The following is a 13,937-nucleotide window of genomic DNA, read 5'->3' as shown; positions in this document are numbered from 1 at the left end:
CACACGGCACGACAATCACATTGCGAACATAGTCTGCCCCCATTCTTCGCAGTACCGTCGAAAGTGAGTAGCGCGTTGGTTTTGTACGGGTGGCTTCGCAACGTACACTCGACGACAGCCGAAACTCATTCCGGCCTCGACGCACCCGTTCTCCCCGATATCAGTGGTGCGTTTTGGGCGGCACCTCATTCCCCCCGTGAGGTGTCGCCCTCCTCCGTTTCCGTGGCGACGCGCAGTCGTTCTGCACCGCGGGCGATGCGGCGCGAGTTGCACACAGGACGCGGGTTTGCGGCCCCGAAGCGGATGCTGTGGCGAATAGCTTCGTGGCATGCCGCAGCCGTTCATCATCCAGCCCCGTACGACGCCGACGCTGCCCGCGGGGCGTGCGGCGCTGCCGCCGGACGTGGATGCTGCGCTGGGACCGCTGGCCGAGCACTGCGCTGACCCGCTCGTGACGGACATCTTCGTCAACGGTGCAGGCGGGCTGTTCATCGACAGAGGCGCCGGTGCGGAGCCAGTGCCGGGATGGGCGGCAGCCGAGCGGGAAGTTCGAGACCTCGCCGTCGCACTCATCGGTGCTGGAGGACGACACCTCGACGATCAGGCCCCGTGCGTGGACGTGCGGCTGGCATCCGGCATCCGCGTGCATGCCGTGCTGTCTCCGGTATCGACATCGGGCACGGCCATTTCGGTGCGCATCCCGCGCGTCGGCGCGGCCGATCTCGATGCGCTCGCCGCCCTCGGGGCGTTCGACATGCGACAGCGCGCGTGGCTGGAGCAGCTGGTGATGGAGCGCGCGAACATCCTCATCACCGGCGGCACCGGCACCGGCAAGACGACATTGCTCACGGCACTGCTGCACGCCGTTCCGGATACGGAGCGCGTGGTGACGATCGAGGATGTCGCCGAACTGCACCCAGAGCATCCGCACCACGTCGCCCTCGAGTCGCGACAGTCGAACCTGGAGGGAGCAGGGTCGATCACCCTCGCCCGGCTGGTGCGGGAGTCGCTGCGCATGCGGCCCGATCGGCTGATCGTCGGCGAGTGCCGTGGCGAAGAGGTGCGTGAGCTGCTCTCGGCGCTGAACACCGGGCACGACGGCGGTGCGGGCACGCTGCACGCCAGCGGGCTCGCCGATGTCCCCGCGCGTCTGGAAGCGCTCGGGGCGCTCGCCGGAATGGATGCCGTGGCCCTCGCCCGCCAGGCCGTCAGCGCCTTCACGGTGGTGGTGCATCTCGCACGCGGAACCGACGGCATCCGCCGGCTCGCGCAGGCCGGCCGTTTCCGGCTGCACGATGAACGACTGGACATCGAGCAGGTGCAGCCGTGGTGATCTTCCGCCGGCGTGCCGAAGCCGGCGGCGACCCTGAGTCGGCGGCCGTGTCCGTGCGGACGTTGGCGGTCCTGCTGCAGGCCGGAGCCGTGCCGATGACAGCCTGGCGGCATCTGGCAGGATCCGGAGACGCCCAGGCGCAGCACATCGTCGAACGCTGCGACGCGGGTACACCGCTCATCTTGGCGATCGAGGCCGAAGGGGGAGCGTGGCTCGACGTCGCCGCGGCATGGGACGTCGCGACAACCGTCGGGGCGCCGCTCGCCGAAGTGTTGCGGTCACTGGCCGAGACCATGCGCGATGCGGCATCCGCTGACGACGACGTGCGCATCGCGCTGGCAGAACCCGCCGGCACTGCGCGTCTGCTGCTGTGGATGCCGTTGGCCGGACTCCTGCTCGGTTTTGCACTCGGATTTGACACCGTCGGTGTCCTCATCGGCAATCCGATGGGGACGGCGTGCCTGATCGCCGGTCTCGCACTGGTGCTGTGCGCACGACTGTGGACGCGCCGGCTGCTGCGGCGCGCGCAGCCCGACCCCGGAAGCCCCGGCATGCACGCCGAGCTCGTGGCGGTCGCGCTCGCGGGCGGAGCATCCATCGTCCGCTCGCTGCGCATCGTCGACGACAGCCCGGCCCGCGATCGGTTGCAGGGGCAGCGCACCACCGAGGTGCTCGAACTGTCGCGCGCTGCGGGCGTTCCGGCGGGAGAGCTGCTGCGTGCCGCCGCCGCGCAGGACCGCCACGATGCGCGGGTGCGCGGCAGGATGCGTGCGGCCAAGTTGTCCTCCCAGCTTCTGATCCCGCTCGGCGTCTGCACGCTGCCGGCGTTCCTGCTGCTCGGGGTCGCACCCCTCATCCTCTCCGTACTCATCTCCACCCCACTGTCGATCTGACCCCCGCTGCCGAATTCGAGGCAGCACCACGAGAAAGAAGGAACCCATGAGCACCATCCCCACCCTCACGAGGCGCCGTGCCGTCTCTCTTTTCACCGACGAATCCGGAGCTGCGACCGCGGAGTACGCGATCACGACGATGGCCGCGGTGGCCTTCGCGGGCCTCCTGGTCGTCATCATGCGGTCAGATGAGGTGCGCGGCATCCTCACCGACCTCGTGCGCCGTGCCCTGACCGTGGCGTGAGGACATGATCCGTTCGGGAGGAGATGCCGAACGCGGCTCGGTCGCCGCCGAGCTCGCCCTCGCGCTGCCGGCCGTGGCGATCACGCTGCTGCTCGGCGCGGGGGCGCTCGGCGCGGCCGCCCAGCAGGTGTCGCTGCAGGATGCCGCGGCCGACGCCGCCCGCCTCCTCGGGCGCGGCGAGAGCGAGGCTTCGGCGCACGCCGCGGTGTCGACGGCGGTGGCCGGAGCGCAGGTGGGGAGCGAAACCCGCGGTGACCTCATCTGCGTGAGTGCGCGGATCGATGTGCAGGTCGGAACCCTGATCAGCATCCCGCTGAACGCCTCCAGCTGCGCGCTCGCCGGGGGACTCTGATGGCGGGCACGGCTCTGTCGGCGAGTGTGCTGGCGGTCTCCGCCGCTCTCTGCGTCGGACTCGCCGCGGTCGGCGGCGCCGCCGTCACTGCCCAGCGGGTCGCGGGGGCCGCAGACGCTTCGGCGCTCGCCGCAGCAGACGCCGCATCCGGTGCGATCGTCACCGATGAGGCGCCGTGCGGGCTCGCAGCGCGGGTGGCCGCGGCATCCGGAGCGACGCTCGTCGCGTGCGCCGTCGACGACCTCGTGGCGACCGTCCGGGTCGAGGCGGCGTACGCTGGTCTTGCTGCCGTCTCCCGAGCCCGCGCTGGTCCACCCGAAGGATTCTGACGGCACTGACCCGAGAATCACTCACGGCTCCGCTGTGAACTCACCACGACTGTGGTGTGTATGGTGTGCTTCGAATATAGAGCGCACACATAACCCATCACCGGGGCCGCGGAGTGTGACGAGCCATAGTGGCTGACAGACGTACGGCTACTCGGGAGGCGAAGACTCGAACACCAGGATCGACTCTGCTTGTGAACGGTTCGAGAGCACTATTGCCACGACGCCAAGGCCCAGCGTGGTTGCCAGAAAACCGAGGGTCCCAAGTGCAGGGATGACGGTACCCATCTCCGCAAAGGTCGCTGGCGCTGCGACGTTGATCAACTGCGGGACAACCCATACAACAGTTTGAATACCAAGCGCCCAGAGCGGGGCCAAGTTCCACGGAGCGGCCACTACACGAATGCGCGCCACCTGTACCGCTGCAATCAGCCCGAACATGAGCGAAACGAGCATGGACAGATACACCCAGAACTGCCAGGGCGTAGCCTGCCCTGGATTCTGGACGCTGATTCCAAGAGAGACCAGTGTCGTCGTTAACGGCCACACCGCTACGACAGCGGAGGCCGTTACTCCCAGCGGCTTCCGTGCGACGACGCTACCCTCGCGGCTCAGGCCGATAGACAAGATGAGGATGGCACTCGCCCACAACACGTCACCAAGAAGTGTCAGCGTGTTGTTCACCGCCGGAGCGCCGGGTATGGAGCCGCGAAGTATGCCAGAAACACTGCACGCAACCAGTCCGATTCCGCCCAAGAGCCATGAGAATCTGCGTCCATGCATGAGTACACGCTAGCGCGGGGCGAATCGTCCCTGCCTGGGAAGAGCTCACTGGGAACTAGGGTTATGTGAGTTCTATGAAGAAAGGACGCACCCTTGGCTGAAGGCAAGAAGCTCGTCATCGTCGAGTCTCCGACGAAGATGAGGTCGATTCAGGGGTACCTCGGCGACGACTACGAGGTGCTCAGTTCCGTCGGCCACATCCGCGATCTGGCAGATAAGAAGGACATCCCCGCGAGCGACAAGGCCGCCTACGGGAAGTACTCGATCGACGTGGACAACGGTTTCGACCCCTACTACGTCGTCTCCGATCGCAAGACGAAGACCGTCGCCGAGCTCAAGCGCGCCCTGAAGAACGCCGACGAACTCCTGCTCGCCACTGATGAGGACCGCGAGGGGGAGGCGATCGCTTGGCACCTGCTGGAGACGCTGAAGCCGAAGGTGCCCGTCAAGCGCATGGTGTTCCACGAGATCACTAAGGACGCCATCCGCGCCGCCATCGGCAACACCCGCGAGCTCGACCTCGCGCTCGTCGACGCGCAGGAGACCCGCCGCATCCTCGACCGGCTGTACGGCTGGGACGTCTCACCCGTCCTCTGGTACAAGATCAAGTCCGGCCTCTCCGCCGGACGCGTGCAGTCCGCCGCGACCCGCATGATCGTCGAGCGCGAACGCGAGCGCATGGCGTTCGTCTCCGCCGAGTACTGGGACGTCGAGGCCAGCGCCTCATCCGGGTCAGCATTCCGCGTTCGCCTGGTGCGGGTTGACGGCGGACAGCTCGCCCGCGGCACCGACTTCGATGACGCCGGAAAGCTGAAGAAGGCCGTCGTCGTTCTTTCGGAGAAGGATGCCACGGCCCTCGCGCACGCCGTCGACGCTGCCGGTGCCGGCACCGTCACGAAGGTCGAGGCCAAGCCCGGCACCCGCAGCCCGTATGCGCCCTTCACCACCTCCACGCTGCAGCAGGAGGCCGGCCGCAAACTCTCGATGAGCGCGAAGCAGGCGATGAGCGTCGCCCAGCGTCTGTACGAGAAGGGCTTCATCACCTATATGCGAACGGACTCCGTCGCGCTGAGCACCCAGGCGGTGCAGGCGGCCCGGAGCCAGGCGGTCGCGCTCTACGGCGACAGCGCGGTGCCGCTGAAGCCCCGCGTGTACAAGTCCAAGAGCAAGAACGCGCAGGAGGCGCACGAGGCGATCCGCCCCTCGGGCGAGAACTTCCGCAAGCCCGCGTCGGTCTCGGGCGAGCTCGACCGCGAAGAGCAGCGCCTCTACGACCTCATCTGGAAGCGCACGGTCGCCAGCCAGATGGCCGACGCCAAGTACGAGACGACGACGGTCACCATCGCCGTCCAGGCTGACGGCCAGGTCGCCGAGTTCACAGCATCCGGCACGGTCTACACGTTCAAGGGCTTCCTGGAGGCGTACGAAGAGGGTAAGGACGAGAAGCGCGGCGACTCGGATGCCGACTCGAACCAGTCCCTGCCCGCCGTCGCCGTCGGCGACGAGCTCGGAATGTCGGACGCCGAGGCCAAGGGGCACCAGACCACGCCGAAGCCGCGCTACACCGAGGCCTCGCTGGTCAAGGCTCTCGAAGAGCACGGCATCGGACGCCCGTCGACCTTCGCGAGCATCATCGGCACCGTGATCGACCGCGGCTACGCGACCAAGCGGGGTCAGGCGCTGGTGCCGACCTGGATGGCGTTCAGTGTCGTCCGGCTGCTGGAGGAGCACTTCGCCGCCCTCATCGACTACGACTTCACCGCGGCTCTCGAAGACGATCTCGACGCGATCGCGCGCGGCGAGCAGAAGCGCAGCGAGTGGCTGCACTCGTTCTACTTCGGCTCCGACGCGCAGGTCGGGCTGCGCCATGTCGTCGACAACGTCGGCGAGATCGATGCGCGTGCGTTGAACTCCACCCGCATCACCGACACCGCAACGCTCCGATTCGGCAAGTACGGGCCGTACATCGAGGTCACGGACCCGGCGAAGCCCGACGAGCGCGGCCGAATCGTCAACGTGCCCGACGATCTCGCGCCCGATGAGTTGACCGCCGAGAAGGCGCAGGAGCTCATCGACGCCCCCGTCGCCGGCGACCGCGTGCTCGGTGAGAATCCCGAGAACGGCCGGGTGATCGTCGTCAAGGACGGCCGCTACGGCCCGTACGTGCAGGAGAACCTCCCGGAGGAGGCCCCGGTCGTCGACCCGGCGACGGGCGAGGTGGTCGAGGCGCCGAAGAAGCGGACCGCCAAGAAAGACGCGCCCAAGCCCCGCACCAGCTCGCTGTTCCGTTCGATGTCGGTCGACACGGTCGACCTCGAGACAGCTCTCCGACTGCTGAGCCTGCCGCGCGTGGTCGGTGCCGATCCGGAGTCGGGCGACGAGATCACCGCGCAGAACGGCCGCTACGGTCCGTACCTGAAGAAGGGCACCGACTCGCGGTCGCTGGATAACGAACAGCAGATCTTCGACGTCACGCTCGAGCAGGCGCTGGAGATTTACCAGCAGCCCAAGTACGGCGCGGGTTCGCGCCGGGCAGCCAGCGCGATCGCCGAGTTCGACGCCGACCCGGTCAGCGGCAAGGCGATCCGTGTTCGCGACGGCCGCTTCGGTCCGTACGTCACCGACGGCGAGACGAACGTGACGATTCCGCGCGGGCAGAAGCCCGAAGACATCACCTTTGAGATCGCCGTGCAGATGCTCGCCGATAAACGCGCCAAGGGCCCCGCTCCCAAGCGCGGTGCCAAGAAGGCGCCAGCGAAGAAGACATCGGCAAAGAAATCACCGGCCAAGAAGACGCCGGCCAAATCTGCGGCGCAGAAGGCACCCGTGAAGAAGGCCGCCTCCCAGACGGATGCCGAGAAGTCGGCTGCTCGTTCGGCTGCGGCGAAGAAGGCGGCGGCGACGCGCGCCGCCAACGCCAAGAAGAAGGCAGACGCGTGAGCGCACGCCCCGGGCTCTGGGTCACGCTCGAGGGCGGAGACGGCTCGGGGAAGACCACCCAGGCCGAACTGCTCGGGTCCTGGCTGACGGATGCCGGGCACACCGTGCTGCGCACGCGCGAGCCGGGCGGCAGTGATGTCGGGCGACTGATCCGCGACATCGTGCTCCATCACCGCGGCGATATCGCTCCGCGCGCAGAGGCGCTGCTGTATGCAGCCGATCGCGCGCACCACGTCGAGAACGTGGTGCGACCGGCGCTCGATCGCGGAGAGATCGTGCTTCAGGATCGCTATCTCGACTCGTCGGTCGCGTATCAGGGTGCGGGACGCGTGCTCGATGGCACGGAGATCCGTGACCTGTCGCTGTGGGCGACGGAGGGCGCACTGCCCGACCTCACCGTCCTGCTCGACCTGGATCCCGCCGCCGCGCGGCAGCGCCTGGACTCCGCAGACAAGCCGTTCGACCGGCTCGAGGCCGAGAAGCAGGACTTCCACACGCGGGTCCGCGACGCCTACCTCGCGCTGGCGGGTGCTGAGCCCGACCGCTTCCTCGTCCTGGATGCCGCGGCATCCCCCGATTCTCTCGCCGAATCGATCCGCGCCCGCATCGCACCCCTCCTGTGAGCGCACCCTGTGAGCGCCCCTGTGAGCGCACCCTGTGAGCGTCCCTGTGAGACTGCATTCCGCGGATGAGACCCCGCGGAATGCGGTGCGTCTCGTCCGCGGAATGCAGTCTCGGGGCCGGCAGGGTCTTGTCGGCGGCGGCAGTTAGGCTGAGAGCATGACCGCGACCCTCGCTCCGTTCCCGTGGGCGGACGTGTGGGGGCAAGACGACGCGGTCGAGGCGCTGCGCTCCGCGGCATCCGATCCCGCGTCGCTCTCGCATGCCTGGCTGATCACGGGGCCTCCCGGTTCCGGGCGTTCCACCCTCGCCTACGCGTTCGCGGCGGCACTGATCGCCGATCGGCCCGAGGACGAGCAGACCATGCGCCAGGTGCTCGCCGGCACCCACCCTGACATCACCGCGCTGCGCACCGACAAGGTGATCATCACCATCAAAGAGGCCCGTGCGCTCGTGGAACGCTCGTACTTCGCGCCGTCGGCCGGGCGGTACCGCGTCATTGTCGTCGAGGATGCCGATCGTATGGTCGAGCGCACCTCGAACGTGCTGCTGAAGGCTCTCGAAGAACCGCCGGAGCAGACGATCTGGGTGCTGTGCGCCCCGAGCGAGGCCGATCTGCTGCCGACGATCCGCTCCCGGGTTCGTCCGCTCCGCCTTCGTGAACCCGACGTCGCCGACGTCGCGCGATTGATCACCGAGCGCACCGGAGCTGATCCGGCCGTCGCCGAGCAAGCCGCCCGCCACTCGCAGCGCCACATCGGCATGGCTCAGCGCCTGGCGACCGATGAGTCCGCCCGCAGGCGGCGGGACGGCACGCTGCGCTCCGTACTGTCCGTGCGCGGTGTGGGCAGCGCCGTCGAGGTCGCGGGCGAGATCATCCAGGCGGCCACCGACGATGCCAAGTCACTCACCGCAGAGCGCGATGCGGCCGAGCGCACGTCGCTGCTGCGGACGGTCGGCATTGCCGAGGGCCAGGCGGTGCCGCCCGCCCTGCGCGCACAGATCTCGGCGCTCGAGGACGATCAGAAGAAGCGCGCCACACGCAGCCTGCGTGACGGCATCGACCGGGTGCTGACAGACATGCAGTCGATGTTCCGCGACGTGATGATGCTGCAACACGACCGCGGCGACGATCTCATCAACCGCGAACTCGGCAGCGAGCTGACCGCGCTCGCGTCAGCGTGGCCGGTGGAACGTACGCTGGTGGTGCTCGACCATCTTGCCGAGACGAGGGAGGCGCTGGAGCGCAACGTCGCTCCGACGCTCGCCCTGGAGAGTTTGCTCGTGACCGTCGCGAGCGGGAGGAAACCGTGAACACCCGACAGACTTCTCGCCTGCGACGGCTGGCGACGATCACCGCCGGCCTCGCCGCCGCCGCCATGATGCTCAGCGGATGCCTCTACTCGGCGATCCCCGAAGGCGCCGGGCCCCGGCCCTCCACGACGAACGCCCCGGACACTGAGGGGATCTCGGAGGATCTGCTGCCCTTCTATGAGCAGACGCTCGAGTGGGAGCAGTGCGATCGAGGCGGAGCGATGTTCGACTGCACCCGAGTCACCGCTCCGCTGGACTGGGAGAACCCCGGCGACGGCGAGATCGAGCTGTCGATCGTGCGCCACCAGGCGACGGGAACGTCGATGGGCTCGCTGCTGACGAACCCGGGCGGCCCGGGAGCCAGCGGCCGGGACTTCATCCTCGACAGCCTCAGCTACGCGGTCAGCGCCGACCTCTCCGAGAACTACGACGTGATCGGCTTCGACCCGCGCGGCGTCGGCGATTCCACCGCGGTGCGCTGCTTCGATGCGGCCGACATGGATGCTTACCTGTACGACATTCCGACGGAACAGCGCGGTACCCCGGAGTGGGAGGCTGAGCTCACCGAGAGCAACCAGGCGTTCGCTGAGGCGTGCGAGGCGAACAGCGACGGCATCCTGCCGTTCATCTCCACGGTCAACTCGGCGCGCGATATGGACCTGATCCGTGCTGTCCTGGGCGACAAGCAGTTGAACTACCTCGGATACTCGTATGGCACGTTCCTCGGAGCGACCTACGCGAATCTCTACCCCGAGAAGGCCGGGCGCCTCGTTCTCGACGGCGCCATCGATCCGGCGGTCTCCGGCATCGAGGTCGGCACGACCCAGGGGGTCGGCTTCGAGTCCGCGCTGCGGGCATACATGCAGGACTGCCTCGACTCCGGTTCCTGCCCGTTCAACGGCACGGTCGACGAGGCCATGGCCGATCTCGGAGCGCTGCTGGCGGCCGTCGACCGCACGCCGCTGGAAAATGGCGATGGGCGCCTGCTCGGAGCGGATACCTTGATGACCGCGATCATCTCGGCGTTGTACTCGACCGACAGCTGGGACTATCTGACGCAGGCGCTCAGCGAGGCGGCGTCGGGGGACCCTTATGTGGCATTCGTCCTCGCCGACTTCTACAACTCCCGCGAGGACGGCACATACATCGACAATTCCACCGAGGCGTTCCGTGCGTATAACTGCATGGACTACCCGGTGGAAGACGATCAGGCCGCTCAGGATGCCGCTGACGCGAAGCTCGAGAAGGAGGCGCCGACCGTCGCGCCGTACTGGAACGGTCCCGACTCCTGCGAGGTGTGGCCGTATCCGCCGACCGGCACGCGTGGCGAGATCCACGCCGAGGGTGCCGGACCGATCCTCGTCGTGGGTACGACGAACGACCCGGCGACACCGTACGAGTGGTCGGAGTCGCTGGCCGAGCAGCTCGAAGAGGGTGTGCTCATCACCCGCGTCGGCGAGGGGCACACCGGGTACAACAAGGGCAACGTGTGCGTGGACGACGCGGTCGACGCGTACTTCCTGGATGACGCGGTTCCGGATGCCGACGTGAAGTGCGAGTGATTTCGCGGTGAGGGCGCGGACAGGGTAATATCGACTCTCGTGCCTGACCCGTCAGGTCACGCCCCGATAGCTCAGTGGTAGAGCATCCCACTCGTAATGGGAAGGCCGTCAGTTCAATCCTGACTCGGGGCTCCACACTCCTCATTCGACGAGATCGACGATCGGACGCGTACGCTCGAAGCATGAGCAGAGCACTACTCATCGTCGACGTGCAGAACGATTTCACCGAGGGCGGCGCGCTCGCGATCGTCGGCGGGGATGCCGTGGCATCCGCCGTTTCCGCGTTCCTGAGCTCTCATGCCGAGCGCTACGACGTGATCATCGCATCGCGCGACTGGCATCATCCGGAGAGCGACAACGGCGGGCACTTCGCCGCCGAGCCGGACTTCCAGGACACGTGGCCGGAGCACTGCGTCGCAGGCACCGACGGCGCTGCGTACGACCCGCTTCTGACGACGGATGCCGTCACGCATCATGTCCGCAAGGGGTACGGGAAGCCGGCGTACTCGATGTTCGAGGGCACGACCGAGGCCGACGAGAGGGTCGTCTCGCTGCTGGGCGAACGCGGCCTGATCGACGCCGATGTGGTGGGGCTCGCGACCGACCACTGCGTGCGCGCATCCGCACTCGATGCGATCGCGCACGGCGTGCACGTGCGTGTGCTGACCGATCTCGTCGCGGGGGTGGGCATCGAGTCGAGTGATGCCGCGCTGGCAGAGCTCGCGCATGCGGGAGCTGAACTCATCTCGAGCGCTGAGGCTTTCGAAGGCGACGGCGCGTTCGAGGGCGGGGACGCGTGAGCCGCAGCGTTCTGCTCCTGCGGGCGGTGAACGTCTCCGGTCGCAACAGCGTGCCGATGGCGGGGCTGCGTGAAGTGCTGGCATCCGAGACCGACCTGCAGAACGTCTCGACCTACATCGCCAGCGGCAACATCATCTGCGATACGCCAGCGGATGCCGCGTCGACCTGTGCGCGGGTGCGGGAGGTGATCGCGGCCGAGTTCGGTGTGGACACGCCCGTCATCTCCCGCACGCATGACGAGCTCGTGGCCGCTCTCGCTGCGCTCCCGTTCGATGGCGTGGAGAAGCTCGTGCACGCGATGTTCCTCGAGGGCGAGCCGACGGCGGGGGCCGTCGCGGTGCTCACCGAGCGCCTGGTGCCGGGGGAGGAGCTCGCACTCGTCGGCCGTGATCTCTGGATCAACTACAGCGACGACGGTGTGCACGCCACGAAACTGACGAAGTCGGTGCTCGATCGTGCGCTCGGCGTCGCCGGCACCGCGCGCAACCTTCGCACGACGCGGAAGCTCGCCGAGCTCACGGCATGACGAGCCACCCGGCGACGATCGCGAGGGCGGTCGATCATGAATTGGTGATCAAGAAGTCGCGCTTCCTCACGCACGTCGCGCCGATCTCGTCCGCCGACGAAGCGGATGCCGTGATCGCCGCGGTCAAGAAGCGGGCGTGGGATGCGCGGCACAACTGCTCCGCGCAGGTGACGGGGTCGCTGGGGGAGCGGGCCCGGTCATCGGACGACGGTGAACCCTCGGGGACTGCGGGTGTTCCGATGCTCGAAGTGCTGAGGCGCAGAGAACTCACGGACGTCGTCGCTGTGGTCACCCGGTACTTCGGCGGTATCAAGCTCGGTGCCGGAGGGCTGGTTCGGGCGTACTCGTCGGCGGTGTCCGAAGCGCTCGATCTGGCCGCTCTGGTCGATCGTCGCCTGCTGGCCGGCGTCGGGGTGTCGGTGACGCACGCGGATGCGGGCCGGTTCGAGAACCTGCTGCGTGCGTGGATTCAGGATCGGGATGCCGTGCTCGATGAGCCGGTGTATGCCGCCAGCGCCGAATTCAGCCTGTGGGTGAAGCCGGAGGACGTCACGCCGCTCGACGCTGAGATCGCGGCGATGTCAGGCGGAGAGGTGCGCCTCCGGCAGACCGGTTCCGAGCGCCTCGTCGATGTGCCGCGTGGCTGACCACGACCACGCAACGGCACCGCGAGCGCCCAGATAGGCACGTTCACGTTCATGCGGTGGGCCCCACGGGGCTCGAACCCGTGACCCGCGGATTAACATACCACTTCGACTTTCGCCGCCGCCCGCTGGGCGTTCGTGGTCTGGACTGTCCCTTCACCTTGGCTTGCGCTGTAGGTGCCACCCGTCCAGTCTCTACACCTTCCGGACTCGCGTCCGGCTTGGCTCGGGATTGCCAACTGGTCTCCCAGGAAGGGTTCCCCGACTTTGAGTGGTGTCATCCCCGAGGTTTCCCCCGAGGCGCTCCTATTATGTTGAAGTCCGATGCTCTGCCAACTGAGCTAGAGGCCCGCAACTTCGAGTCTAACGGTTCTTCCCGGAGCCGAGCCACGCACCGGCGGCGACAACGAGCGCGGCCGTGCCGGTCTCCAGCGTCGGCTGCATCACCGGCAGGAACAGCGGGGAGTGGTTCGCGGGGACGGCGGAGAGCACCGTCCTGTACGGCCTGTGCCCAGGCATCCTGATCGGTGCCGCCGATCGACCAGTACGTGTACGGCACGCCCAGCGTGCGCGGCACGTCGCTGAAGTCCTCGCTCGCGGTCTGCAGCTCCATCGGCAGTGCACGTTCGCCGAAGTGCTCCGCGAACGCCTCGGCGACGCGTGCCGTCGCGTCATCGTCGTTCTCGGTGAGGGGGAAGCTGTCATAGACCTCGATCTCCGGGTCTTTCGGCGAACCGCTCGCCAGACTCTCGCCGCGTGCGGTCCGCTCGATCGCCGCCAGCATGTGCGCGCGAGTGGCTTCCGTGTACGTGCGCAGATTCAACTCCAGCACCGCATCATCAGGAATGATGTTGCTCTTGGTTCCTGCCTGGATGCTGCCGACGGTGAGCACGGCGGGCTCGGTCGGGGCGATCTCGCGGGCGACGATCGTCTGCACTCGCACCACGATGAGCGCGGCGAGCACCACCGGATCGACGGTCTTCTGCGGCATCGACCCGTGCCCGCCCCGCCCGTAGACCGTGATCCGCACACTGTCGGCGCTGGAGAGCACGGGTCCCGGCCGGGTGAGGACGGTTCCGGATGCGCCGGGCAGCACATGCTGCGCGAGTGCGACGTCCGGCACGGGGATGATCTCGGACAGCCCGTCCGCCAGCATCCCGTGCGCTCCGTCGCCGGTCTCCTCGGCCGGCTGGAACAGCGCGACCATCGTGCCCTGCCACGCCTCCGTATGCGATGCGAGCAGCTGGGCGGCGCCCAGCAGGCACGCGACGTGCGCGTCGTGCCCGCAGGCGTGCATCACGGCATCCACGGTGCTGGCGTATTCGGCGCCGGTCGCCTCCGTGATCGGGAGCGCGTCCATGTCGGCGCGCATCAGCACGGTGGCGCCGTCGCCATTGTGCAGGATGCCGACGACACCCGTGCCGCCGATGCCGGAGTGCACCTCGAACCCCCAGGCGGTCAGACGCCGGCTGATCTCGTCCGCCGTGCGCGTCTCCTCATGCGAGAGCTCAGGATGCGCGTGCAGATCGCGGTACAGCGCCTCCTGGTCGGCGCGGATGGAGTCGTAGTCCTTCAGGATGTCGGTGACGCGAACCATC

The 13,937-nt window shown here is 67.7% G+C and carries 14 protein-coding genes and 1 tRNA gene; 13 read left to right on the top strand and 2 right to left on the bottom strand.

The features are described from left to right. Window positions 1–328: 328 nt before the first annotated feature. From ACTICP_RS02035 to ACTICP_RS02015, 5 genes are read left to right on the top strand one after another with little or no spacing between them, the layout of a single operon-like run. The gene (locus tag ACTICP_RS02035; protein WP_441889006.1) at window positions 329–1,333 is read left to right on the top strand and encodes a TadA family conjugal transfer-associated ATPase; all 1,005 of its coding nucleotides are present in this window, start codon (window positions 329–331) and stop codon (window positions 1,331–1,333) included. Beyond that, entirely contained in the window at window positions 1,327–2,226 is a 900-nt protein-coding gene (locus ACTICP_RS02030) for a type II secretion system F family protein (protein ID WP_441889004.1), read from the top strand. The genes ACTICP_RS02035 and ACTICP_RS02030 overlap by 7 nt, the downstream gene beginning before the upstream one ends. Window positions 2,227–2,272: 46 nt before the next feature. Continuing rightward, window positions 2,273–2,470: a DUF4244 domain-containing protein gene (locus ACTICP_RS02025; protein ID WP_441889002.1), complete on the top strand. Its 198-nt coding sequence runs from the start codon at window positions 2,273–2,275 to the stop codon at window positions 2,468–2,470. A 4-nt stretch (window positions 2,471–2,474) separates the two neighbouring features. Further along, window positions 2,475–2,822: a TadE family type IV pilus minor pilin gene (locus ACTICP_RS02020; protein ID WP_441889000.1), complete on the top strand. Its 348-nt coding sequence runs from the start codon at window positions 2,475–2,477 to the stop codon at window positions 2,820–2,822. Continuing rightward, entirely contained in the window at window positions 2,822–3,151 is a 330-nt protein-coding gene (locus tag ACTICP_RS02015; RefSeq protein ID WP_441888998.1) for a helicase, read from the top strand. Before ACTICP_RS02020 ends, ACTICP_RS02015 begins: the two co-directional genes overlap by 1 nt. 147 nt (window positions 3,152–3,298) lie before the next feature. Here ACTICP_RS02015 and ACTICP_RS02010 read toward each other — a convergent pair whose 3' ends face one another. Continuing rightward, window positions 3,299–3,832, bottom strand: a complete 534-nt coding sequence (locus ACTICP_RS02010; protein ID WP_441888996.1) for a hypothetical protein — start codon at window positions 3,830–3,832, stop codon at window positions 3,299–3,301. Window positions 3,833–4,024: 192 nt separating this feature from the next. On the opposite strand from ACTICP_RS02010, the gene topA reads away from it, so the two are divergent. The 8 genes from topA to ACTICP_RS01970 all read left to right on the top strand — a co-directional run bounded on the left by topA (window position 4,025) and on the right by ACTICP_RS01970 (window position 12,342). Beyond that, complete coding sequence (gene topA / locus ACTICP_RS02005) at window positions 4,025–6,871, top strand: type I DNA topoisomerase (protein ID WP_441888994.1); 2,847 nt, start codon at window positions 4,025–4,027, stop codon at window positions 6,869–6,871. Next, complete coding sequence (gene tmk, locus ACTICP_RS02000) at window positions 6,868–7,494, top strand: dTMP kinase (RefSeq protein ID WP_441888992.1); 627 nt, start codon at window positions 6,868–6,870, stop codon at window positions 7,492–7,494. Before topA ends, tmk begins: the two co-directional genes overlap by 4 nt. Before the next feature lie 157 nt (window positions 7,495–7,651). Continuing rightward, window positions 7,652–8,806, top strand: a complete 1,155-nt coding sequence (locus ACTICP_RS01995) for a DNA polymerase III subunit delta' (RefSeq protein WP_441888990.1) — start codon at window positions 7,652–7,654, stop codon at window positions 8,804–8,806. Then, window positions 8,803–10,368, top strand: coding sequence for an alpha/beta hydrolase (locus tag ACTICP_RS01990; RefSeq protein WP_441888988.1), 1,566 nt, complete (start codon window positions 8,803–8,805; stop codon window positions 10,366–10,368). The genes ACTICP_RS01995 and ACTICP_RS01990 overlap by 4 nt, the downstream gene beginning before the upstream one ends. Before the next feature lie 60 nt (window positions 10,369–10,428). Further along, window positions 10,429–10,503: transfer RNA gene (locus tag ACTICP_RS01985), tRNA-Thr, on the top strand. Between the two features lie 47 nt (window positions 10,504–10,550). Next, a complete protein-coding gene (locus ACTICP_RS01980; RefSeq protein WP_441888986.1) occupies window positions 10,551–11,168 on the top strand; it encodes an isochorismatase family protein in 618 nt (205 codons plus the stop codon). Beyond that, entirely contained in the window at window positions 11,165–11,695 is a 531-nt protein-coding gene (locus ACTICP_RS01975) for a DUF1697 domain-containing protein (protein ID WP_441888984.1), read from the top strand. The genes ACTICP_RS01980 and ACTICP_RS01975 overlap by 4 nt, the downstream gene beginning before the upstream one ends. Window positions 11,696–11,739: 44 nt before the next feature. Then, complete coding sequence (locus tag ACTICP_RS01970; protein ID WP_441888982.1) at window positions 11,740–12,342, top strand: IMPACT family protein; 603 nt, start codon at window positions 11,740–11,742, stop codon at window positions 12,340–12,342. Window positions 12,343–12,616: 274 nt separating this feature from the next. On the opposite strand, the gene ACTICP_RS01965 is transcribed toward ACTICP_RS01970, so the two are convergent. Continuing rightward, window positions 12,617–13,936, bottom strand: a complete 1,320-nt coding sequence (locus ACTICP_RS01965) for an amidohydrolase (RefSeq protein WP_441888980.1) — start codon at window positions 13,934–13,936, stop codon at window positions 12,617–12,619. Between the last annotated feature and the right edge of the window lies 1 nt (window position 13,937).

Origin of the sequence: Microbacterium sp. (assembly GCF_052102115.1) — a bacterium.
Lineage (GTDB): Bacteria > Actinomycetota > Actinomycetes > Actinomycetales > Microbacteriaceae > Microbacterium.
This window is presented reverse-complemented; position numbering and strand designations above follow the sequence as displayed.

Coding starts and splice junctions, on each gene's coding strand:
- ACTICP_RS02035 (WP_441889006.1), top strand. CDS start 329: ATGCCGCAGCCGTTCATCATCCAGCCCCGTACGACGCCGACGCTGCCC.
- ACTICP_RS02025 (WP_441889002.1), top strand. CDS start 2,273: ATGAGCACCATCCCCACCCTCACGAGGCGCCGTGCCGTCTCTCTTTTC.
- ACTICP_RS02020 (WP_441889000.1), top strand. CDS start 2,475: ATGATCCGTTCGGGAGGAGATGCCGAACGCGGCTCGGTCGCCGCCGAG.
- ACTICP_RS02015 (WP_441888998.1), top strand. CDS start 2,822: ATGGCGGGCACGGCTCTGTCGGCGAGTGTGCTGGCGGTCTCCGCCGCT.
- ACTICP_RS01995 (WP_441888990.1), top strand. CDS start 7,652: ATGACCGCGACCCTCGCTCCGTTCCCGTGGGCGGACGTGTGGGGGCAA.
- ACTICP_RS01980 (WP_441888986.1), top strand. CDS start 10,551: ATGAGCAGAGCACTACTCATCGTCGACGTGCAGAACGATTTCACCGAG.
- ACTICP_RS01965 (WP_441888980.1), bottom strand. CDS start 13,936: ATGGTTCGCGTCACCGACATCCTGAAGGACTACGACTCCATCCGCGCC.